Origin of the sequence: Mesorhizobium sp. LHD-90 (assembly GCF_030929505.1) — a bacterium.
Taxonomy (GTDB): Bacteria; Pseudomonadota; Alphaproteobacteria; order Rhizobiales; family Rhizobiaceae; genus Kumtagia.
Map to the genome: position 1 here is coordinate 38,840 of NZ_JAVFVV010000025.1, position 23,285 is coordinate 62,124.

Here is a 23,285-nt window from a genome sequence, read left to right on the forward strand (position 1 = left end):
CGCGGGGCGTCCTGACACTGGTTCCTGGCGGCGGCTTGGATGCGATTTCAGATAACATGCCGCAACGGCATTTCACAAGACGTGGCGCAAGCCGAGAGAGCCGCCGATGCGTTCGAGCTACCAAAGCTCGACGTGGAAGAGCGAGGAAGGGTTCATGATATTGCCCACGCCGGAAAAATCATACTCACGTTTTACCAGACGCCCTTTTTTCCGACCGCAGTAGTCCTCGATGATCGAGAGAAGGTTGGTGTTGTAGCTCAAGCGCCACGACCACCACGCGGCGTTGGCCAATTGCCTCTCGACCGAAACGATATCGCCGTCGATGGTCTCGCCGATACCGCCGAAAAAGGCCGCGTCGTCGTCCGCGCGCCGCCTCATCAACTCCTGGCTGCGCTGCCATCCGACCGGTTCGATATGAACAATCGTCACCTGCGCCCGCAGGGAGCACAGATCCTCGTAGAGACTCGGATTGATGGTCTGGACCTGCTCGATCGAGTGCCGCGTGAACACCAGGATATGGCCGGTGTACTTGCGCAGAAAGGCGATGTTCGGCTTCCGATAATCGAAACTGTGCGCAAAATAGTTGATCTTGCCGTCGTGCTGGGCGAGGCGCTTGGCGCACTCCTGTCCTTCGATTGTGTATTCCGCACCATGATAACCAATCGACGCGGATCGCGTCGTGCCGTGGCCGACATATATCTGGAACAGGTTTGTGGACCAGCCGCTGCCAAACTCAACGATCGCGGTGGTGTCCTTCCTTATGCAACCCATCAGATAGCGGATCGGGCTGATCGTCGAGGTGGTGTAGCGTTCGGCACGAACATCGGGGTAGTAGAATGGGTCCTCAAGATCCTGACCGACGGCCGCCATGATCTTCTGGCCCATTGGCCGAACCAGATCGCGGGTGCGATAGAACGCACTCGGATCCTTGCGGCTGATATCGATCTCCCGGAGGTCGGCCAGAAATGTCGCAATGTGGTCTTGCGGGCGTTCGCGCACATACCGTTCGATCAATTGGCGGATCTTCCCCCAGCTAATCTCCTGGCTCTTCTTCGTGCGGCCCTTGCTTACCGTCCGCTCGCCCGAATCCGGTGGCGTCACGGGCGCCGCTACAGACGGGAGGTTGCCTTCGTTAGCTTCCAGCATAGCTTCCTTGACCATTGATCGCGCTCTACCATTCGCTTGTTTACGGGGTTTAATGCACTGACTTCGGGACTAAGGCAACATTGCCGCTGCAGTCGCGCGCGGTACACTTCATGTCTTACCCCAACAAATCCCAGCTCACCGGCGTGCCCTTCTTGACCGGCTTGGAGACGCGGCGGCCGAGCAGCGTGTCGTAGAATTTCGGCGCCAGCCCGAGGCCCGGCCGGATGCTGCGGATGTTGTCGGCGGAAATTTCGCCGCCGGCCTCGATGTCCTTGGTCACGTACAGCGAACGGCGGCGCGTGCGGCCCTTCTGCTCCGATTCCGTCGCCCCGTAGAAGATCGAGCCGAGCGCCGCCTGCGCGACCTTCACGCCGTCGACCAGCGCCGTGAACTCCTGCGGCTCCAGCGAGAACGCCGAGTCGACGCCGCCTTCGGCCCGCGACATGATGAAGTGCTTTTCAATCACCCCTGCCCCCAGCGCCGTCGCCGCCACCGCCGCGCCGATGCCCAGCGTGTGGTCGGACAGGCCCGCCTCGCAGTCGAACAGCTTTGCCAGGTGCGGGATGGTCCGCAGGTTGGAGTTTTCCGGCGAGGCCGGATAGGAGCTGGTGCACTTCAACAGCACGAGATGCTTGCACCCGGCGCCACGCGCCGCCGTCACCGCGTCGTCGATCTCGGCAATCGTCGCCATGCCGGTCGAGATGATCATCGGCTTGCCGGTCGACGCCACCTTCTTGATCAGCGGGATGTCGACGCATTCGAACGACGCCACCTTGTAGCAGGGCACGTCAAGCGTCTCGAGGAAATCGACCGACGTGTCGTCGAAGGCAGAGCTGAAGGCCAGCATGCCGTGGCTCTTGGCGCGATCGAAGATCGGCTTGTGCCATTCCCAGGGGGTGTGGGCTTCCTTGTAGAGATTGTAGAGGTCGCGGCCCGCCCACAGCGAGGACGGATTGTTGATGACGAACTCGCCTTCCTTGACGTCCAGCGTCATGGTGTCGGGCGTGTAGGTCTGCAGTTTCAGCGCATCGGCGCCCGACGCGGCCGCGGCGTCGACGATCGCCAGCGCCTTGTCGAGCGAGGCGTTATGGTTGCCGGACATTTCGGCGATGATGAAGGGCGACTGGTCGTTCGCCCTTTCGGTGCCGGCAAACAGAAGTTCTTTCAGACGGGCCATGATCTCTGTCTCTAATCGGGGGTTTTGGGGCGGTAGGAGACCGCTCGTTAAGTCGGCGTCACCTATCGCAGGCTTTGTCGCGTGTCGCAAGAAAGTCGGAAAGGCCCTCGGCCAGGCCATAGCGCGGCCGCCAGCCGAGAACGGCCGCCGCATGCGAGATGTCCATACGGTTCTTGCGCGCCGGCGCCTCGTGCGAATTTTCGGTGACGAGATTGCCGGCGTTGCCGAAGACGGAGTTCACCGTCTCGGCCATCTCGACGACGGTGTAGGCATCGCCGCAGCCGATGTTGAAAGTGCCGCCGGGATTCTTGTCGTCCAGCGCGGCGAGGATCGCTCCCACGGCGTCACGCACGTAGAGCTGGTCGACGCTGATCAGCCGGTTGCCCTGCAGCGTCAGGGTGCGTTTTTCGGTGGCCTCGTTGATGAAGCGCATCAGCGCCGGCGTACCCTTCTCGCCGTGGCCGTAGACGGCGGCGAAGCGCAGGTTGGTCAGCACGATACCGGCCGTTGGGGCATACAGGTTGGCATATTGCTCGGCCATCAGTTTCGACAGGCCGTAAGCATTGAGCGGCTGCGGCACCTCGGTCTCGCGGTAGGGCGCCTCGTTCCTTGCCGAATAGACGGCGATGGTGGAGGCGATCGCCACTTTGCTCGCGCCGGCCGCCTTGGCGGCGCGCATCAGGTTCTCGGTGGCGAGCACGTTCGGCTCGACGAAGGGGGCCAGCCGGTTCGGCTCGTCCTCGCGGGTCATGCGGCGGCCGGCGAGGTGGACGACCGCGTCGAGCCCGGCGAAGATTCCGGTCAGGCTTTGCTCCGAATAGTCGGTTTCCTCGGCGATCAGCCCGCCGCCCGCCTGGGCAGGCTTGCCGGAGCCGGCGCGGCCGAGCGCCACCACCTGGTGTCCATCGGCGAGCAGGGCCTCGACCAGGTAGCGGCCGATGAAGCCGGACGCGCCCGTCACTGCAATCTTCATTGTCGCCTCCGATCGTTCAGACAAACCAGATGCTGCCCAGGCGGATGCAGGAACCGCCGAAGCTGGGCGAATTTGCGACCGCCCTTACCGTTTTCTGACGTAATAGCCGACGACCTCGAGCCGTCCGTTGACCGGCACGACCGGCTGGCCCTGCTGGTAGCGGTATTCGTGGTAGAGGGCGTCCGCCGGGACCGGGAACTGGCTCTTGTCGAACGGCTTTCCGGGCGGCATCTGCTGGAACATCAGTTCGTAGACGGCGCCCGGCTCGTCGCGGCCGTCCTGCCTGGGCACCGCCGCCCCAGTCAGGCGCTTCACCGCTCCGTCGAGGAAGTCGATGCCGCGCGAATGCTTGATCAGCCGCCACATGTGGCAGCCGTCGAGGCGCGGCGCGATCTCGACGATGCGCGGGCCCTCGGACGTGACGATCATCTGGTAATAAAGCGTGCCGTTCTTGATACCCAGCGCGCGCGTCACGTCCTCGACCAGCTTGCCGGCTTCCGCCACGAAATGCTCCGGCACATGGACGATCGGGATCAGATGGCCGATCGGGATGCCGAAATTGGCGCCGGTGTGGACGAGGCGCTCGGAAAGCTCGGAGACGACCATCTCGCCGTCGCTGACCAGCACGTTGCAGGAAATCTCCACGCCCTCGAGAAAAGCCTCAATGATGGCGCTTTTCGGTTCCCTGCAATTGGCGATCGCCTCTTCGATCGCGCCGGCCAGATGCGCCTTGTCGAACACCTTTTGAACGCCGCGCTGGCCCTGGGCGTCGGTCGGCTTGACCACGCAGGGGAACACCGCCCAGTCATCGGCCTGATCGGCCGAGGTGACTTCCGCGAAGGCGACAGGGCTGAGTCCGCGGCTGTTCAAGAACTCGCGCAGCAGCGGCTTCTTGTTGAAGACGTCGACAAGTCCGCTGTCGAAGAAATGTGGCAGGCCGAGTTTCTCCGAAACCTCGGTGGCGGCGGTGATGGCGACATCGGAGGAGATCGAATAGACGATCTCCGCCTTCTTCTTGCGGGCAAGGTCGCAGACCGCGTCGACATCGCGGATGTCGAGTTTGACGAATTCATTCGCCAGCGTCTCGCCGGGGTCGCCGACCTGCCGGCCGGACACGGCGGTGACGTGCCAGTTGCGTTCCTTCAGATAGCGGATCAAATCGGCCTGGCCGGCATTGGCGCCGAGCACGATGGCTGTGCCATTGGTCATTTCGTTCGGTCCTTCAGCAAATGGTCGGCAAGCCGCCGGGCGCCCTGGCCGTCGACGGCATTCCTGCCGATGCGCGTCATCTGGGCGCGGCGCGCCGGATCGGCAATCAGCGGCACGGCGCGGTCCGCGAGCAGGTCGGGAGTGACGTCCCTGAGCGGCCCGAGGAAGATCGCAGCGCCGAGCTTTTCCCAGGCATCGCATTGGCGGAGCTGGTTGTCGGCGAGCGCCGTCACCAGCATCGGCAGTCCGCAGGCGGCCGCCTCGTAGATGCTGATGCCGCCGCCGAGAATGGCAAGGTCGCAACCGGCGAACAGCCCGGCGATGTCCGTCGGTTCGACATGGAGCGTGACGCGATCCGCGGCATTGTCGTCGATCCAATCCTGGATGGCCGGGATATTGGGATTGCGTGACCCGGACATGACGGCGAAGCGGATGTTCGGTGCGGTGCGGCCGATCAGCGCCTTGAGCGTGAGCAGAACCGCGCCCTGGTCGTTGCCGCCGCCGAAGGAAACGAGGATCGTCTCGACGTCTCGCTCGTCCGGGCGCAGGTTCGGCGGCGGGAATTCCGGCCGCAGCACCGAATAGGCGGGGCCGAACAGCATTTCGGCATCTTTGTTGAGCAGATGCGGGCCCCAGCGCTCGGCCGTCTCGGACGGGCTGCCATGGACGATCATGTCGGCCCAGAAACGATGTTCCTTGCTGGCGTCGAAATGCTGCATCCAGACCAGGCCTTCGTCCCGCAGCACCTGCTGAAACTTTTCGTCGGCGCGATAGTCGTCGACCACCGCGCGCTTCGCGCCATGCGCGCGCGCCACGGCGGCGAAGGTTTTTGCGTCGCTCTCGCCGCTTTGCCAATCGAGGACCGGCACCCAGTCGTCGAACAACGCTTCGTCCCGGCCGCTGCGATAATCGGCGGAGGGGCCGACCATGACGCAGCGCTGCCCTCGTTCCCGCAGCACCGCGGCGAAGGTGCGCGAGCGCATCAGATGGCCCATGCCGATCTTCGGGCTCACCTCGCAGCGGAAGACGATCGCCGGCCCGTCTGTCACGCCACCGTTCCCTTGCCGAGGGCTGAAAACATCATCTCGGCGCGCTTCCAGTCGTCCTCGTTGTCGATGTCGTGGACCCGCCAGTTGGGGATCATCACCGGCGCGGCCTGCGGACCGAACATCGGCTCGTCGCTCAGAAAGGCGTCGCGCTTGCCCCAGTAGAACTGGCCGGCATCGTGAAACACCTCTTCCAGATCCTGGGTGCGGGTCAGCCGATGCTCGGGCTGGCACATCTCGACGCCGCCATCCGCCGTTTGGCGCAACGCGCGCTGGATCGGATAGGCATAGGCGGTGGCGGAGAAGGCAAACAGGCGGCCATCCTCAACCAGGCGTTCGAGCCCCTGGCGAAGATCGTCCGGCTCGACGAAGGCGGCGGTGGCGTAGATGCAGCAAGCCGCGTCGACCGGACCGAAAGCGCGCTCCGCCTCATGAATGGCGTGCTGGATGACTTTTCGGGTGCCGGTATGGTCGTCGGACAGTTCGGCCGGGCGCAGGAACGGCGCCTCGGCGCCGGCCGCTACTGCCGTGTCGCGAATCTCGACATCGTCGGTGGAGACGAGGATGCGGTCGAACACGCCGGAATCGGCAGCCGCCTTGATCGCCCAGGCGATCATCGGCCTGCCTGCGAAAACACGGACGTTCTTGCGCGGAACCCGCTTGCTGCCGCCGCGCGCCGGAATGACAGCAACTCTCAAAGGCCACTTCTCCTGCCTGCTGGACGCCCGCCGGATCGGGGGCAGCGGCGCCGTCGCCAAACTGTCGCAAGCACCGGAAAGCCCGGCCGCGACGGCGCGGCAGTCATAGTCCGCGCTCAATCGGGCCGTCAAGTTCCTCAGGAGCCCTATCGCGCGGAAGTGGAAGTGTTGGCAGAGGCTAATCCTTGGGTATTTGCGTCAGCACTGAAGGCATTCAGGCTGGCGCGGGCTGCAAATGGCGCTTTTCTGCGCTTCGGGTGCTCGTCTAATTGCACAAACTTCCGGCACATGGCCGCGCGACCTCGAAAAGATACCGCCGTCGCCCTGCCCGGACCTCAATCTCGACATATGCGCGACCGAGCATTGTTTGACTTTCGGCGAGATATCACTAAGCAGTCGCCGCCGGGACGCGGGAAGGGTAGGATGACTGCCGGAAACCGTTCCGCTGGAAGACCCCAGGGCCGCAACGGGGCTTCCGCGTGGAATGACAGGTCATGAGGCTTGAGGGTGCGGCGACGAATAGCCACCTTGCTCGATGATAAGAGGGCGTATCGGGCAACGGCGACACGCCAGCGGCGCGGCTTCAGCAAAGCTGCCACCGCCAGGCAGGGAACCAGATGGTAGCCACGGACGCCAGAACGAGACCCGCAAAGCTGCGACGCGACTGGCGCTACCGGTTTGTCACGGCCAGGGACCGGCTGCTCATCGAACTGGGCATCGAAAACCACGCGCTGGCGATCTATGACGGCTGGCGGTCGATGCATGAGCGTGTTGTCCAAGGCCTTGCCGAACGAACCGCTTCGCATTCCGCAGTCCAGTCGGCAGCCCGCTTCTCGCTCGGGCTGCTGCCGTTGGCGCGCACGCGCAAGCTCTACAAAGCCAGCCTCACCGCAATTCACGCCCGCAGCGACCGCGACGCCTTGCCGGAACTGCTGGCGGCGATGGTCGAGTTCGAGACGATCTCCCGTGCTGCTCCGCTCTCGGCGGGGTTCAAGATTCTCGAGCTGCTTTCCTCGGAAAAGGGCCGCCAGGAACTGGCGGCGGCAGCGGGACGCGTGCTGACGAAACATCCGAACAGTCCGTTTCTAATCTATCTGCGCGCCGCGTCCCTGGCGAAGAACGGCAACATAACCGAGGCGCACGATCTCGTCATGGCCGCAATTCAGCGTTGCCAGGAGGCCGCCACCTCCGGAGTGCTCACCGAAAGAAACAAGCGGCGCTACAACCAGCTCAACAAGGTCTGGCGAGTCATCGATACGATCTCGCGGGACGCCGCCGCCTGGTCCGACGGCAGCAACGGCGACATGCCTGCCTGGGCGAAGCCGGAAGGCCCGTCTGCCGATACGGCCGTGCCAGACGCCGCGGAATCGGTTCGCGGCGAGGCGGGCCAATCCCCGCTCGTGTTCTCCGAGCAGTTGCTCCAAGGCCGGCAGTACGACCGCTACCTGGAGGTCTGCAAGAACGAGTTCGATGATGCCGAGGGCCTGCACGAGAAGTTCGGCGCCTTGCGGGACATGCTGCGGGAGGGCCTGCGGCGGACCGCCGACTACCATGCGCCCTACAGTCTCGCCTCCGCCTGTTTCGAAGAGATCAAGCCCCGATGGGCGAAGCTGGCCGATCCATCGCATATCGACAGCCGGACCAGTTGGACCGCGATGCGGGCCACCGCGAAGCTGCTTTCCGAGGCCCTGCAAATCGCGCGACAGTTGCGGCGGGCCGACGACGTCGCCCGGCTGGAGCGGTCCCTGCTCTATCTGGCCGGCAAGCCGGCCGCGGCCACTGCCATCTGGACGGCCTGTTTCGCGCTCGTCGAAGACAGTTCCGACGCCTATGTCAAAGAGACGATCGATCTGGTGACCCGCGCGCGCCGCGATCCCGAAGGCGACGCGGACCTTCGCGAGTATTTCATGTGGGCGCGCAGGGTCCAGCGCTACGATCTCGCCGATGCTCTCTATGATCGGCTTCCGGCAAGGCGCAAGATCTCGAAAGGCGTGCTGCACTATGCGGCGGTGCTTCAGCAGGAAGGCCGATTCGCGGAGGCGGCGAACCTGATCCGGACGATGAATGCGAATTTGCTGAGGCAGCCCGGGTCGCTCGACGCCAACTTCAACTGGTCGCAGATCCGCCGTGCGGGCGAACTGGAGTTCGCGGCCGAAACAGCACAGCTCTACAGCAGCGTTCCGCAACCCCGCTCGCCGCAGGGCGTCATTTTCCTGGCGCCGCGCGGCATCGTGCAGATGCGGCTGTTTCCGCTGGTCGTCCTGATGGAGATGAAGAAACGGGGCTGGGCCGTCGTTCCGTTGACGAAGGGCGCGCTTCCGCTGGAGCCGACCGGCGTCGCCGAAATCGACCGTTTCCTGGGTTGCATGACGCTGGAGGGAAAGCTCGATCGCAAAATCGCCGGGCACTTTCCGGAGGTTTCGGGTTTCGAGGGCGACGTCGTCAACGGGCACTTGCGCTGGAACGGCGTCAATCTCGATCATGTCCTGTGGGAAGACGCCGCAATCAACCGCCGCCGCTACCACGTCGACTACACATGCCCGTCGCTGCGCGGCGTCCTCGACCGTCTCGCGCGGTGGACCAAGGTCTACTGTTCGGTGCTGGAGGCGGCCAACGGGGCAATCGTCGGTCAAGGAATGCGCTGCGGTTTCCTGGTGCTTCAACAATCGCGCTTGCCCGACGCCGTGGTGAGGCTTCGCCTCCAGGAAATCGGCGACGCCGACAAATTCTTCTGCGTGCACTCCGCCAACGGCTACGAGAACTATTTCGTCAACTTCAAGTCGGCCGTTTCGACCAAGACCGCCCTGCGCAACCTGACCCGCCACGCCGAAATGCGGACCGCGAGCTTCCCCGTGCCGGAAGAGTTCGAGGCGTTCTATCGCGACAATCGCGCGAGCGCGCCGGAGATGCTGCGTTCGGTCCAGGACATTACGCGCACGCGGCGCTCGACCGCCGGACAAACCGAGCGCGCGCAGGAGGCGCGATCCTGCATGGAGCAGATCGTTGCCTGGCGAAAGCGCGGCGGCAAGGTCGCATGCCTGTTCGGCAAGGTCGTATGCGACTCCGGCGTACCGTTCGATGGGGGGACTGCCCATTCGAGCTTGAAGGACTGGCTGAACCACGCGATCGATTGCGTGCGGGGAAGCGATACGCTGCTGCTGATCAAGCCTCATCCTCACGAGACTCGCAACGAGATCGGCGTGTTCCTGACGGAATGGTTCGTCGACCTCATCGAAGGGGAGTTGCCGGAGAATGTCGTCGTGCTCGGCCATCGCTGGTTCGACCTGCACGACCTGGAAGGCCTGATCGATCTCGGCGTGATATACAACGGCACGAGCGCCGCCGAACTCGGCGTGCTAGGCATTCCCGCAGTGCTCGGCAATCATTTCGCGCCGATCGACTATCCGATCGGCCATGCCGTGCCCAGGGACCGGGCGCATTTCCGGGCCTTGCTGCGCTTCGAGGAAGCAGCGGCCGTGGCGCCGGACCTGCAGGAGCGCGCCGCCGCATGGCTGACCTTCATGAGCAGCGGCGGCGTTTCGCGCGACTACCGCTATCACGCGCGTCCGATCACCAACAAGATCGTCTATCCGCCATGGTGGTTCGCCGAGGATCTCGAGCGTTATGACGCGCAGGGCGACCGCGACGTGGAACTGCTTGCCGAGGAGATCGTGGCCACAGGCCACGGCGACCCCAGCCTGAAAGCCGCAGAGTAGGTGACGTTGGGCTCCGGCTTGCAGTCACGAAGCGCCGAAACGTCGGGCTCGCTCCCTCCGCGAGATGACGGCGGACCGGATGTTCGCGAAGTCAACCCGTCTGCGACGGAGGAAATGACTGACGGGCGGATGTCGACCGTCGGGCTCGCCTCGCGCCGCCTGAGCCGGCTTGCCAGGATATCGGAGTTCCTCGGCGCCAGCACCGTCCAACTCAAGCGTTTCAGCACGCCGTTCTGGCGCCGGAACGTCGAGACATGCGATCAGATCGCCGGATGGGGGAGGAAGCCGACGTCGCTCAAGGCGCGGCGGGCGGCTGTGGCCGCCGGGCTGCCGTTCCTTTGCCTGGAGGACGGTTTCCTGCGCTCCGTCGGAAGCGGCGGCGAGGAGCCGCCGCTCTCAATCGTCGTCGACGACACCGGCATCTACTACGACGCGACCACGCCTTCCGCGCTGGAACGGCTGATCGCGGCGCCGCTCACCGACAGTCAGATTGCGCGCACGCGGCGGTTGATGGCGGCATGGCGGACGGGCCGCGTCTCCAAATACAACAAGACCCGCGACTATTCCGGTCTCCTGCCAGAACGTTTCGTGCTGGTCGTCGACCAGACCTTCAACGACGATTCCATTCGCTGCGGGCTTGCCGACGTGTCCAGCTTCCAGCGGATGCTCGAGGCCGCGATCCGCGAGAACCCGGACTGCACAGTGCTGGTGAAGACGCATCCCGACGCGCTCGCCCGACGCCGCAAGGGCCATTTCGACCTCAAGCGCATCGCCGGCCTTCCGCGCGTCGAGATCCTGTCGGCCGACTGTCACGCCGCCTCGATCCTCGAAAAGGCCGAAGCCGTCTATACGGTGACCTCGCAGATGGGGTTCGAGGCGCTGATCTGGGGCAAGCCGGTGCGCTGCTTCGGCGTTCCGTTCTATGCGGGCTGGGGGCTGACGCAGGACGAGGCGCGGACGCCGGAGCGCCGGCGCGGCGCCAGCCTGGAACAACTGGTGCACGCGGCTCTCGTCGCCTACCCGCGCTACATAGACCCCGAGACCGGCAGGCGCTGCGAGGCCGAGACGGTCCTCGAGCATATCGCGTTGCAGCGCCGGATGCGGTCCCGCTTCCCGACGCCGCTCTACTGCTTCGGATTCTCCGTCTGGAAAAACCCGATGATCCGCGATTTCCTGGCGGGCTCGAAGCTTCATTTCCACACGCGCTTCCGCCGCGTTCCCGAAGGCCGGACGACGGTCATCTGGGGCAATACGTTCAAGGATCGCATCCACAACGACACGCCGGCCCTCCGCGTCGAGGACGGGTTCATACGCTCGATCGGGCTGGGCGCCGAGCGGCGACGGCCGCTCTCGCTGGCGATCGATCCGGCCGGCATCTATTATGACTCCAGCAAGCCGTCGGCGCTGGAAGCCATTCTGCAGTCGACCGCCTTCGACCCGGTGCTGATCGCCCGAGCGGCGGCGCTGCGCGAGCGGCTCGTCGCGGAGCGGTTGAGCAAATACAATCTGCGGGCGGAGCACTGGTCCAGGCCGGACACGGAACGGCTGGTCGTGCTGGTTCCGGGACAGGTCGAGACCGACGCCTCTATCCAGTTCGGCGCGCCCGGCGTGCGGCGCAACATCGACCTGCTGCGCGCGGTGCGCGAGGCACTGCCCGATGCCCATGTCGTCTACAAGCCGCATCCAGACGTCGTCGCCGGCCTGCGCGAACCCGGAACGGACGAAGCCCGCGCGGCGGAATTCTGCGACGAGGTGGTGACCGGCGCCTCGATCGTGCAGATGATCGATCAGGTCGATGAGGTGCATGTGCTGACCTCGTTGGCCGGGTTCGAGGCGCTGATCCGCGCCAAGGGAGTGACCTGCTACGGCCAGCCCTTTTATGCCGGCTGGGGGCTGACGCGCGACGTGCTGCCGATCGCCCGGCGCAGCCGCCGTCTCACAATAGACGAACTGGTGGCTGGCGCGCTGATCCTTTATCCAACCTATGTCAGCCGCGTCAGCGGCCGCTTCATCACGCCGGAGCAGGCGGTGGACGACCTGCTTGCCTGGCGCGAGAAGGGGGACGAGCACGAAACGTCGGCCGGCCGGGCATGGCGGCTGTTGAAGAAGGTCGAAAGGCTGCTGCAGACCGCCCTGCCGCGCTTGCGGTGACGGCAAAGCCATCTGGACCGGATCAGTCCGCCATGGCTTCGGACGCGATTTTCGGAGCCTTTACGGAATCGCCCGCGGATTCGTAATATTTGATCGCCCTGTTGAGGCTGGAGAATTCGAGCAGCCGGCCGTTTTCCAGCACGACGCCGTGCTGGCAGAACTCCTTCATGATCGAAGCGCTGTGGGAGATCAACAGGACGGTGGCGTTCTTCAGCCTTTCCTCCAGGACGAGCTTGCTCTTGCGTTTGAACGACGGGTCGCCCACCGCGATGACCTCGTCGATCAGATAGTAGTCGAACTGGATGGACATCGAGATGCCAAAAGCCAGCCGCGCCCTCATGCCGCTGGAATAGGTCTTGACCGGCTGCTTTATGGCGTCGCCGATCTCGGCGAAGTCCTCCACGAAATCCAGCAGTTCCGAATAATTCCTGCCGTAGATGCGGGAGACGAAGGCAAGATTCTCGCGGCCGGTCAACGAGCCGTGCAGGCCGCCGTTGAAACCCAGCGGCCAGGAGACGCGCGAGGACCGCTCCACGGTGCCGGAATCCGGCATCTCGGCGCCCGACAGCAACCGCATCAGCGTGGACTTGCCCGCGCCGTTGCTGCCCATGATGGCGATGTTCTTGCCGGGCAGGAAGTCGGTCGTGATGTCTTTGATCACGACCTTGCGACCCCTCCAGGAGGGGTAGGACTTCACCACGTTCTTCAGTCGAATCATGACTTCACCGCTGCGGTTCGATCGGCGTCGACCGATCGAGCCAAGGACATCCGGGGTCGGGAGACCGCGATCACACCGTGTGGTCGCGGATCGCCTGAGCGACGAGATAGCCGATCAGCCACACAACGCAGAGGCCGAAGAAGGCCACAAGCGTGTTGATCAAGCCCAGCGGATAGAGCGGTATCTCCGGCAGGTTCGGCTCGACCGCGATGGCGAAATAGCGGTCCTGACGACGCGCCTCCGCCTGAGACGTCTCCAGCGAGGAGAGCGCGGCGGTATAGGCTTTCTCCGCGAATTCCTGCTCCAGCGCCAACACGTTGTATTCGGTCAACTTGTTGGTCAGCGTCCGGTTGTCGCCGGTCTTGCCCTCGCCTCCCGATCCGATGACTTGCCGCCTGGCATCGAGTTCGGCCTGGTCGGCGTCGATCTGGCGGTTGAGCACCAGCACCGAGGGCGAATCCGGGCTGGCAGTACGCAACAACACCGCGCGCCGTGATTTGGCGTCGATGATCTTGGCTTCCAACCCCTGGACAAGGGCCAGTTCCGCTTGTCCCAGAGCGAGAGGGTCGGTGATCTGCGTCGTATCCCGGAACTGTGCCATGCCTTGCCGTGCGGCGACCAGCCGGTCCTCGGTGCGGGTGACCTCGGTCTGGGCGTTGGTGATCAACTGCTCGCGCGCCTTGGTCGACAAATCGTTGACGAGTTCGGTTGAAACCTTGAGCACGGCGTTCGCTATCGCCGCCGAATCCTCGCCGCTGAAGGCGTTCACCTGGAACGTGGTGATCGAGGTGGTCGAATTGTAGCTGGCGTCGATCATCCAGCGCCAATAGTCGATGAATTTCTCCAGCGGCATGTTCGGATCGATGCGATAGACGAAATCGACGTCCGGCTTCGAAAAGAACTGACGCATGTCGATGCCGAGCTTCTCCTGGATATCGAGCAGGATCTGCTTGGAGTGGATGTAGTCGATGACGATATAGGCGTCGCCCGCCTTCTCCGTGGCTCCTGGGATCGCATTGAGTCCGAGATTCTCCAGCGTGGAGCGTTCGGTGCCACGTACGGCGAAACGCATCTCGGAACGGTACTGGTCCGAGGCGATGAACAGATAATAGAGGCCGACCAGCAGCGCCGGCACGATTACCGCCGCCAGGAAGGAGAGTTGCGCCCAACTGACCGACTTGCGGAGCCGCCCGATCCAACCGGCGGGGACGGAAACTTCCGGCACAGGTACTTCCGGCAGCGGCTTGAGTTCCGGAACCGTCACAGGCTTGGGTGCGGCCGGCGCCTTGGCGACAGCCGGCGCGGGAGCCTTGGCGACGGCCGGCGCCGCGGCTTTGGCGACGGCTGGCGTGGCGGACTTGTCCGGCTCGGGAACTGAAGGCTTAACAACCGTCAAGGACGCTGTTTTGGCGGGTATCGGAGCGGCAGCCGTCGCAGCGGCAGGCGCTGCGGGCTGAGGGGCCTTGGCAGGCGGAGTGCTGGCGGCCGGCGCCGCGCTCTTCACCAGCGACAGAGCCGGTGGCCCGCCTGGGGCCTGCTCCCCCGCAGAGGCCGGTGCCGGCCCTTTCGGCGCCGGAATCCCGCTCGCCGGCGAAGGGGACTGCGTGGTGGCGGTCGTCGGATCCGATGCGGGCTTGCTTTCGACGATTCCCCTGAGCACTATCCTGGCGCGCTTCCAGGCAATCTCTGCCTTCCTGAGCGCGACTTCGGCCCGCTTGACAGACCTCGGATCGGCATCCTCATTGGCCGCCTTGGCGTCATTGCGAGCTTCCTCGAGCGCGATCACGGACCTTTTGACATCCGCCTTGGCCTGCGCCTCAGCCACGGGGCTGTAAGCGCTTTCCGAAGCGGCAGGCGGCTCCGCCGCGGTGCTGGCTACCGGCGGATTGAGGGAAGGGGCTTGAAGGTTGGCGACATCGGACGTCGCCGCATCGGACTTGCGATCAGACACAGCCGGTCGCGTTTCCGCAGATGCGGATGGCGTAGGCATCTTGGCGACGACCCGCGCCAAGGCGGCCTCGGCGGCGATGCTTGCAAGGCGAGAGACTCCTGCGGCGGTCCTTGAAATGTCGGCCTTCTCCATGGACGTGGTCACGGAGGGTTTCGACGGGGACCCACGCTGATCGAGAACCTTGGGCTGATCCATGCTCTTCTCCACGACTGGCTTTGCCGGAATCGCTGCAGGCATTTGAGCCGACATCGGCCGCACAGACGGTGTAACAATGTTGCCCGGTTGGGGAACTCCAGCTCCCGGCTGGGACTGCGGCCGCGGGGGCGTTGCGAGCGGCGCGGGATTCACCCTGTCACCGGGGAGTGGCGAATTCGTGACCGAATGCCCGGATGACGGTCGCGCCTGGCTCAATCCGTCGGCCAATGGGTGGAACGCCCTCGGCGCGGCGCTCTCGCTCGGCCGGATCGCAGCGGAAGGAACAGGCCGCGATTGTACCGGTGCAACCGGGGAAACGGGCGCGGGATTGCTGGCCGCCGCCGGCGCGGCAGGCCTTTGCGCCGCCAGACCCGGCACGATCCGCAGGGAGTCGGGCGCAGGTGCCGGCGGCCGCGACCGTTCAGAGATCGGCAACGTCGGCGTTGTCAGCGGCCACGCCGGCCGCGGCAGAGCCGGTGCGGGGTCATTGGCCGGCGGGCTCCTCCGCTCGGCCAGCGGAATGGCGGCCGCAAGCCCGGCAAAGATGTCCGCAGCCGGTCTCGGCGTGGCAGGCTGCGCAACGGGGAAGACGGGTCCAGCGTCCGGCCTGGCCAGCGGCGCGACCTGTGGCGGCGGCCCGCCGGCCGGAGGGCTCGGCGGCTGTGCACTCGGCGGCTGTGCAAAGGCGTCGCCGAAGTCCGGATCAAGCCGTAACGCTTCGACGATTGCGTTGACCGTATCGTTCTCGTTCACTCGCCCAGTCCCCGCTTCTTAGGCCTTGAGCCGTTGGCGCAACGCCAAGTATCCGCCGAATTTGTCATAATCTCGGCGAGTAGAACATTTGGGCCGCACCGCCGACGGTTGTGGCGGACGACCCGGCAAATCAACGCCCTTATACGACAAAATGCAGTCCGGCGCATCCCCGTCGGCTTTGCCAGGCAAGCCAGCATCCAATTACGCGCGACCAAGCCGGATTCCGGAACGCAAGACTATCGTACCGAAGGCTCGAGATGCCCGTATCCGTGGAATTTTGCAAGAAACCCCGAAATACTTCGGTCAAAAGGGCAGAAAAAGCCACAGCCATTGGTTGACAATCCGCCGCAGCCTGACGGAAAGTATCGGATGGGCAGCGGTTCCTCCTCGCCAGCGCGACGGCGGCCGGATGCTCCAGAAAAACAAGCCAGAGGGTGGCAGGAGATACGAGATGTTGCACGAGAGACGCGTGACCAGATCCGTTGTGGGAGCGCTCGCGCTCTCGGCCGCAATGTTCGTTTCGGCGCCGCGCACGGCAACCGCGCAGGAATCGGCCGATCCGATCAAGCTGACGCTGCACGACTGGACGGGTCAGTTGATCACAACCGAGATCATGGGCGAGGTGCTGAAGAAGGCAGGCTACAGTGTCGAATATGTGCAGGCCGACTATCTGGCGCAGTTCGCTGGGCTGGAGACGGGCGATCTGCACGTCGCCATGGAAATGTGGGAAACCACGGGCCGCGACGCGATGGACGCCTCCACCGCCACCGGCAAGACCGAAGTGTTCGGGCCGACCGGCATGCAGGCCAAGGAAGAGTGGTGGTTTCCTGAATACATGAAGGAAAAGTGCCCCGGCCTGCCCAACTGGGAAGCGCTGAAGGATGAAAAATGCGCCGAGGCGTTTTCCACCGCAGAGACCGCGCCAAAAGGCCGCTATCTCGGCGGGCCGGTGACCTGGGGCGGCTTCGACGACGAGCGGGTCGAGTCGCTCAGCCTGCCCTTCGAGGTGGTGCATGCCGGCACCGACGCGGCGCTGTTCGCGGAACTTGAGTCCGCCTACCAGCGCAAGGCGCCGATCATGCTGTGGATCTACGCGCCGCACTGGGCCCCCGCCAAATACAAGGGCGAGTGGGTGGCATTTCCCGAATACACCAAGGAGTGCTACGGCGACCCGAAATGGGGTTCAAATACCGACGCCGCCTATGATTGCGGCAAGCCGCACGGAGAGATCTGGAAGGTCGGCTGGGTCGGCGTGAAGGACAAGTGGCCGGGCGCCTACAAGGCGATCAAGGCGTTTTCGCTCAGCAACGACGAGATGGGCGCGATGATCACCGAGGTCGATCTCAACGGTAAGAAGGTCAGCGAGGTCGTTACCGAGTGGATGGGCAAGAACGAGCCCCGCTGGTCGGAGTGGATCAAGAAGTAGCAGCGCAATCCCTCCCCCTTGAGGGGAGGGTGGCCGCCCGCAGGGCGGCCGGGTGGGGTCTTGGCCGATTAGCGACACTCAGTCCAGTATCATGACGAATACACGCGTCACTTCTGAGCTTCGCGACAAGGCGCGATCGTTGAGACACGGCCTGACCAAAGCCGAGGTTCTGCTGTGGCTTGAGCTGCGCGAGTTGAAGCGCGACGGCCTACGCTTTCGCAAGCAGTCGCCGATCGGCCCCTATATCGTCGATTTTGTCTGTTTCGGCTCGAAGCTGATCGTGGAGATCGATGGTGATCTACACGAAACCGCAGAACGAAAGCACCACGACAGGAACCGTGACCACTATCTGCGCTCCCTGGGATATGAGGTCATTCGATTTGACCATCCCGATGTCATGGCCAGCGTCTGGCATGTCGGGCAGGAAATAAGAAAGGCCGCGCTCGGCCGCAACGACCCCACCCGGCCGCTTCGCGGCCACCCTCCCCTCAAGGGGGAGGGATGACCGTGCCCAAACTCGTCTGCCGCAACGTCTGGAAGCTGTTCGGCTCCGGCGCTGCGGCGTTTTTCGCCGGCGGGCGGGTATCCGCCACATCTGAAGAGATCGCCGCGGCCAAATTGGTCGCGGCGGTGCGCGCCGTAGACCTCGAAGTCCGCGAGGGCGAGATCTTCGTCATCATGGGCCTGTCAGGCTCGGGCAAGTCGACGCTGGTGCGCTGCCTGTCGCGGCTGGTCGAGCCGACGGCGGGCGAAATCCTCTTCAACGGCGAGAACCTGCTGGCCGCCAGCGACAAGCGCATGGTCGAAATCCGCCGCCACCAGATGGGCATGGTGTTCCAGAATTTCGCCCTGCTGCCGCATCTCACCGTGCTCGCCAATGTCGCCTTCCCGTTGGAAGTCCAGGGCATGGAGCGGGCGGCCCGCGAGTCACGGGCGAAAAAAATGGTCGAACTGGTCGGGCTTTCGGGCAAGGAGGCGTTTTTCCCGCGCGAACTGTCCGGCGGCCAGCAGCAGCGCGTCGGCATCGCCCGCTCGCTCGCCGTCGAGCCGGAACTGTGGTTCCTCGACGAGCCGTTTTCCGCCCTCGACCCGCTGATCCGCCGCGAGATGCAGGACGAATTCATGCGCCTGCAATCGGTGCTGAAGAAGACCATCGTCTTCATCACCCACGATTTCGACGAGGCGATCCGGCTGGCCGACCGCATCGCCATCATGAAGGACGGGGCGATCGTCCAGGCCGGGACGCCCGAGGACCTCGTGCTCAATCCGGCCACACCCTATGTCGCCGAATTCACCCGCAACGTGCCGCGCGCCAAGGTGGTCAAGGTGGGATCGGTGATGAAGGCGGCGCCGGCGGGGCTGAACGGCGCCGCCATCCCGGCGCGGGCGACCGTCGCCGAAGCCGCGCCGCGCTTCGGCGCCGGCGTCGACCTGCTGCGCGTCGAGGACGGCGACGGGCATACGGCCGGCGCGCTGCACCGCGCCGACGTCGTCGACATCATGATGCGGGGGTGAGGGATGAGTGCTCCCGCCCACGCTTCGCTCACCTCACCCCGCGAGGGTTTTAGCGCCTTCACCCCTTCGGCAATGGCCTGGCTCATCGCGCTGGCGGCCTTCGTCGTCCTTTGGCAGTTCGGAGAACCCCTCGCGAAATGGGCCTTCGACTATCCGAAGACCTGGCAGATCCCGGCGCAGCGCTGGATCGGCGACGCCATGAAATGGCTGCTCAATGACGCGCGCTTCGGCCTTTTCACCTTCACCGAGCTGACCCGTTTCATCGCGGCGATCATCGACCTGCCCTATCGCGCGGTGCTCAGCCTGCTCGCCACCGGTTTCCTTTCGGGACAAGGCTCCAGCGCGGTACAGATCCTGCCGCCGCTGTCCTGGATCGCGGTGGTCGGTATCGTCGCCATGATGGGTTTTTATGCCGGCGGGCGAAGGCTGGCGCTGCTTGCCGGCGGCTGCTTCCTGTTCCTTGCAATGTTCGGGCAATGGACCAGCGCCATGGTGACGCTGGCATCCATCCTGGTCGCCGTGCCGATCGGCGTCGCCGGCGGTCTGGCGCTGGGGCTCGCGGCCTATCGCTGGCCGCGTTTCGAGGTTGCGCTGACACCTCTCCTCGACCTGATGCAGACCATACCGGTCTTCGCCTATCTCGTGCCGATCCTGTTCCTGTTCGGCTTCGGGCCGACGGCGGCGATCGTTGCCACGCTGATCTATGCCATGCCGCCGATGACCCGCATCACCATCCTGGCGCTGCGTTCGGTGCCGTCCGAGGTGCACGATCTCGGCCGCATGATCGGCTGCACGCGCCGGCAGATGACCTGGCGCGTTCTGGTGCCATCGGCCAAGGACAGCCTGATGGTCGGCGTCAACCAGGTGATCATGCTGTCGCTCAACATGGTTATCATCGCCTCGATGATCGGCGCCGGCGGGCTCGGCTTCGATGTGCTGGCGGCGCTGCGCCGCCTCGACATCGGCGCCGGCCTGGAAGCAGGGCTCGCGATCGTCGCTTTGGCGGTGGCGCTCGACCGGCTGAGCCAGGCCTTTGCCGCCAAGGCCGGGACGGCCGCCCGTGCCGAGCGTCCTGCGGGCATCGTGGCGCGCGCACCCTACACGGTCGGCGCGCTGGCGCTCGTCGCCGCCACCTTCGCCATCGGGCTGGCCCTGCCCGCCGTGCAGACCTATCCGGAAGTCCTCCAGATATCGACCGGCACCTTCTTCTCGCGTGTGGTCGAATGGATCAACGTCAACTTCTTCGATGCCTTCGAGGCCCTGAAGAATGCCGTGCTTCTGAACATCCTCGTGCCGTTCAAGCGGCTGCTCGCCGGCCTGCCCTGGCTGGGCGTGGTTGCGTTGCTTGCCTTTGCCGGCTGGCGCCTCGGCGGGCTGCGCCTCGCCGCTCTCACGGGCGCGCTCTCCTTCCTGATCGCCGCCACCGGTCAATGGGAAAAGGCGACTGTCACCGTCTATCTCTGTGGCATCTCGGTGGTGATCGCGTCGCTGATCGGCATCCCGATCGCCATTCTCGTCGCGGATCGCGAAAGACTGTGGCGGTGGGTGCAGGCAATCATCGACACGCTGCAGACGCTGCCGTCGTTCGTCTATCTGATGCCGGCGGTGATGCTGTTTCGCGTCGGCGACTTCACCGCCATGATCGCCGTCGTCGCCTTCGCCATCGCGCCGGCCATCCGCTACACCGTGCTCGGCCTGCAAAAGGTCGATCCGCGCACCATCGAGGCAGGCCGCGCCATGGGCTGCACGCCCCGGCAGCTTCTCACAAAAATCCGGCTGAAGCTGGCGCTGCCCGAAATCATGCTCGGCCTAAACCAGACAATCATGTTCGCGCTGTCGATGCTGGTCATCACCGCGCTGGTCGGCACGCGCGACCTCGGCCAGGAAGTCTACATCGCGCTCACCAAGGCCGACACCGGCCGAGGAATCGTCGCCGGTCTTGCCATCGCATTCATCGCCATCATAGCCGACCGGCTGATCGCTGCGGGTGCTGCGCGGACGCGCGCCCGGCTGGGGCTGGCGTGAGGAAACGAATCCGAAAACTGCGGCAGATGCCTGAAAACAAAAGAAAAAACTGGATGAAACACAAATGACTTTTCCCAGCCAAGCCCAATTCGTCGTCATCGGCGGGGGCATCATCGGCTGTTCGACGGCCTATCATCTCGCCCGCGACCACAAGGCCGATGTCGTGCTGCTGGAGCAGGGCAAGCTGACCTCCGGCTCGACCTGGCACGCGGCCGGGCTGGTCGGCCAGTTGCGTTCGTCTGCCTCGATCACGCGCGTGCTCAAATATTCGGTCGATCTCTACAAGACCCTCAAGGCCGAGACCGGGCTGGAGACCGGCTGGAAGATGACCGGCTGCCTGCGGCTCGCCACCAACCAGGACCGCTGGACCGAATTCCGCCGGCTGGCGACGACGGCGAAAAGTTTCGGCATGGAGATGCATCTGCTCGACGCCGCCGAGGTGAAGAGGATGTGGCCGCTGATGGAAACCTCCGACCTCGTCGGCGCGTCCTGGCTGCCCACCGACGGCCAGGCCAGTCCCTCGGACATCACCCAGTCGCTGGCCAAGGGCGCGCGCATGCATGGCGCAAAACTGTTCGAGGAGGTGCGCGTCACCGGCTTCGACATCAAGGACGGACGCATCACCACCGTGCGGACGACGCGCGGCGACATCGCCTGCGACAAGGTGGTGAACTGCGCCGGTCAGTGGGCGCGCCAGGTCGGCGCCATGGCCGGCATCGACGTGCCGCTGCAAGCCGTGAAACACCAGTACATCATCACCGAGAAGATCGACGGCCTGTCGACCGATGCGCCGACGATCCGCGACCCCGACCGGCGCACCTATTTCAAGGAGGAGGTCGGCGGCCTGGTCATGGGCGGCTACGAGCCCAACCCGATCGCCTGGGAAACCGGGTTGCCCGGCGGCGACGTTCCGGACGACTGGGAGTTCCGGCTGTTCGACGACGATTTCGATCATTTCGAACAGCATATGACGCAGGCGATCGCGCGCGTCCCGGCGCTGGAGCACGTCGGCGTCAAGCAGATGATCAACGGGCCGGAGAGTTTTACGCCGGACGGCAATTTCATCCTCGGCGCGGCGCCCGAATGCAAAAACATGTTCGTCGGCGCCGGTTTCAACGCCTTCGGCATCGCGTCCGGCGGCGGCGCCGGCTGGGTGCTGGCGCAATGGGCAGTCGACGGCGAGGCGCCGCTTGACCTGTGGGTCGTCGATATCAGGCGTTTTTCCGGCCTGCATCGCGACCGGCAATGGGTCAGCGACCGCACGCTGGAAGCCTACGGAAAACACTACACAATCGGCTTCCCGCACGAGGAATATCTGTCCGGCCGCCCGGCGATCGTCTCGCCGCTCTATGAGCGTCTCAAGGCGCATGGCGCCGTCTTCGGCTCGAAACTCGGCTGGGAGCGGCCGAACTGGTTCGCGCCAGAGGGCACTGAGGCCAAGGACGTCTATTCGATGGGTCGCCAAAACTGGTTCGCACCGGTCGGCGACGAACACCGCCATGTGCGCGAGCATGTCGGCATCTTCGATCAGTCGTCCTTCGCCAAATACGAGGTGAGCGGCCCGGACGCGGCGCGCGCGCTGGACTGGATCTGCGCCAACGACGTGTCGAAGCCCGCCGGGCGGCTGACCTACACGCAACTGCTCAACACCCGCGGCGGCATCGAGGCCGATCTGACGGTGGCGCGGCTTTCGGACGATCTTTTTTACGTCGTGACTGGAACCGGTTTCCGCACCCACGACCGCGCCTGGATCGCCGACCATGTTCCCGAACCTTTCGACGTATCGATCGAGGACATCACCGAAAAATACGGCACGCTGTCGCTGATGGGGCCGAACGCCCGAAAAGTGCTGGCCGCCGTCGCCGATGCCGACATCTCCAACGCCGCCTTCCCGTTCGGCCATGTCCGCGAGATCGAGATCGCCGGCGCGACGGTCCGCGCCCTGCGGGTGACCTATGTCGGCGAGCTCGGCTGGGAACTGCATATTCCGATCGAGGCGACCGGAAAGGTGTTCGACGCGCTGATGGCAGCGGGTGCGCCGCACGGCATCCGCCCGGTCGGCTACCGCGCGCTGGAATCGCTCCGGCTGGAAAAGGGCTACCGCGCCTGGGGCTCCGACATCACTCCCAACGATACACCGTTCGAGGCGGGACTCGGCTGGGCGGTGAAGCTGCGCAAGAACACCGACTTCGTCGGCCGCCGCGCGCTGGAGAAGATCAACGGATCGGCGCTGAAAAAACGCTTCGCCGGTTTCACCGTCGACGACCCCGACATCGTGCTGGTCGGGCGCGAGACGATCCTGCGCAACGGCGAGCCGGTTGGCTACCTGTCGTCCGGAGGCTACGGCTACACGATCGGCAAGAACATCGGCTACGGCTATGTGCGCAACGCTGACGGCGTCGACGACGATTTTCTGGGTTCCGGCGACTACGAGCTGGTCGTGGCGATGGAAAAGACCCCGGCGCGCATCCATCTCGAGCCGCTCTACGACCCCAAGGGCGACAAGGTGAAGGGATGAGCATCGCGCACAACACGCCCCCTCCACCACGCTACGCGTGGTCCCCCTCCCCCGTAAACGGGGGAGGA

General features: G+C 64.7%; 15 protein-coding genes. 7 read left to right on the forward strand and 8 right to left on the reverse strand.

Going from position 1 to position 23,285, the window contains the following annotated elements:
• Window positions 1-117: 117 nt before the first annotated feature.
• From RB623_RS26335 to pseF, 6 genes are all read right to left on the reverse strand, one after another.
• Complete coding sequence (locus tag RB623_RS26335; protein WP_308060087.1) at window positions 118-1,161, reverse strand: hypothetical protein; 1,044 nt, start codon at window positions 1,159-1,161, stop codon at window positions 118-120.
• Window positions 1,162-1,261: 100 nt separating this feature from the next.
• Window positions 1,262-2,323 carry a pseudaminic acid synthase gene (gene pseI, locus RB623_RS26340; RefSeq protein WP_308060088.1) on the reverse strand — a complete coding sequence of 354 codons (1,062 nt, stop codon included), beginning with the start codon at window positions 2,321-2,323 and terminating at the stop codon, window positions 1,262-1,264.
• Window positions 2,324-2,381: 58 nt separating this feature from the next.
• Window positions 2,382-3,296 carry an NAD(P)-dependent oxidoreductase gene (locus tag RB623_RS26345; protein WP_308060089.1) on the reverse strand — a complete coding sequence of 305 codons (915 nt, stop codon included), beginning with the start codon at window positions 3,294-3,296 and terminating at the stop codon, window positions 2,382-2,384.
• Between the two features lie 84 nt (window positions 3,297-3,380).
• Window positions 3,381-4,505 carry an ATP-grasp domain-containing protein gene (locus RB623_RS26350; protein WP_308060090.1) on the reverse strand — a complete coding sequence of 375 codons (1,125 nt, stop codon included), beginning with the start codon at window positions 4,503-4,505 and terminating at the stop codon, window positions 3,381-3,383.
• Window positions 4,502-5,554, reverse strand: coding sequence for a hypothetical protein (locus tag RB623_RS26355; RefSeq protein ID WP_308060091.1), 1,053 nt, complete (start codon window positions 5,552-5,554; stop codon window positions 4,502-4,504). The genes RB623_RS26350 and RB623_RS26355 overlap by 4 nt, the downstream gene beginning before the upstream one ends.
• Window positions 5,551-6,249 (reverse strand): pseudaminic acid cytidylyltransferase, encoded by a 699-nt coding sequence (gene pseF, locus RB623_RS26360; RefSeq protein WP_308060092.1) that lies wholly within the window; start codon window positions 6,247-6,249, stop codon window positions 5,551-5,553. Before pseF ends, RB623_RS26355 begins: the two co-directional genes overlap by 4 nt.
• A 617-nt stretch (window positions 6,250-6,866) precedes the next feature.
• Between pseF and RB623_RS26365 the strand changes: the two genes are divergently transcribed.
• The gene (locus RB623_RS26365; RefSeq protein ID WP_308060093.1) at window positions 6,867-9,965 is read left to right on the forward strand and encodes a hypothetical protein; all 3,099 of its coding nucleotides are present in this window, start codon (window positions 6,867-6,869) and stop codon (window positions 9,963-9,965) included.
• Between the two features lie 114 nt (window positions 9,966-10,079).
• Window positions 10,080-12,116 (forward strand): capsular polysaccharide biosynthesis protein, encoded by a 2,037-nt coding sequence (locus RB623_RS26370; protein WP_308060094.1) that lies wholly within the window; start codon window positions 10,080-10,082, stop codon window positions 12,114-12,116.
• Between the two features lie 22 nt (window positions 12,117-12,138).
• Here RB623_RS26370 and RB623_RS26375 read toward each other — a convergent pair whose 3' ends face one another.
• Window positions 12,139-12,777, reverse strand: coding sequence for an ABC transporter ATP-binding protein (locus RB623_RS26375; RefSeq protein WP_308060095.1), 639 nt, complete (start codon window positions 12,775-12,777; stop codon window positions 12,139-12,141).
• A gap of 127 nt (window positions 12,778-12,904) precedes the next feature.
• Window positions 12,905-14,230 carry a hypothetical protein gene (locus RB623_RS26380; protein WP_308060096.1) on the reverse strand — a complete coding sequence of 442 codons (1,326 nt, stop codon included), beginning with the start codon at window positions 14,228-14,230 and terminating at the stop codon, window positions 12,905-12,907.
• A 1,954-nt stretch (window positions 14,231-16,184) separates the two neighbouring features.
• On the opposite strand from RB623_RS26380, the gene RB623_RS26385 reads away from it, so the two are divergent.
• The 5 genes from RB623_RS26385 to RB623_RS26405 all read left to right on the forward strand — a co-directional run bounded on the left by RB623_RS26385 (window position 16,185) and on the right by RB623_RS26405 (window position 23,217).
• The gene (locus RB623_RS26385) at window positions 16,185-17,159 is read left to right on the forward strand and encodes an ABC transporter substrate-binding protein (protein WP_308060097.1); all 975 of its coding nucleotides are present in this window, start codon (window positions 16,185-16,187) and stop codon (window positions 17,157-17,159) included.
• A 91-nt stretch (window positions 17,160-17,250) separates the two neighbouring features.
• A complete protein-coding gene (locus RB623_RS26390; RefSeq protein ID WP_308060098.1) occupies window positions 17,251-17,664 on the forward strand; it encodes an endonuclease domain-containing protein in 414 nt (137 codons plus the stop codon).
• The gene (locus RB623_RS26395) at window positions 17,661-18,674 is read left to right on the forward strand and encodes a glycine betaine/L-proline ABC transporter ATP-binding protein (protein ID WP_308060099.1); all 1,014 of its coding nucleotides are present in this window, start codon (window positions 17,661-17,663) and stop codon (window positions 18,672-18,674) included. The genes RB623_RS26390 and RB623_RS26395 overlap by 4 nt, the downstream gene beginning before the upstream one ends.
• Window positions 18,675-18,677: 3 nt before the next feature.
• Window positions 18,678-20,699 (forward strand): ABC transporter permease subunit, encoded by a 2,022-nt coding sequence (locus RB623_RS26400; protein ID WP_308060100.1) that lies wholly within the window; start codon window positions 18,678-18,680, stop codon window positions 20,697-20,699.
• Window positions 20,700-20,763: 64 nt separating this feature from the next.
• Complete coding sequence (locus tag RB623_RS26405; protein ID WP_308060101.1) at window positions 20,764-23,217, forward strand: FAD-dependent oxidoreductase; 2,454 nt, start codon at window positions 20,764-20,766, stop codon at window positions 23,215-23,217.
• The last annotated feature ends 68 nt before the right edge of the window (window positions 23,218-23,285 follow it).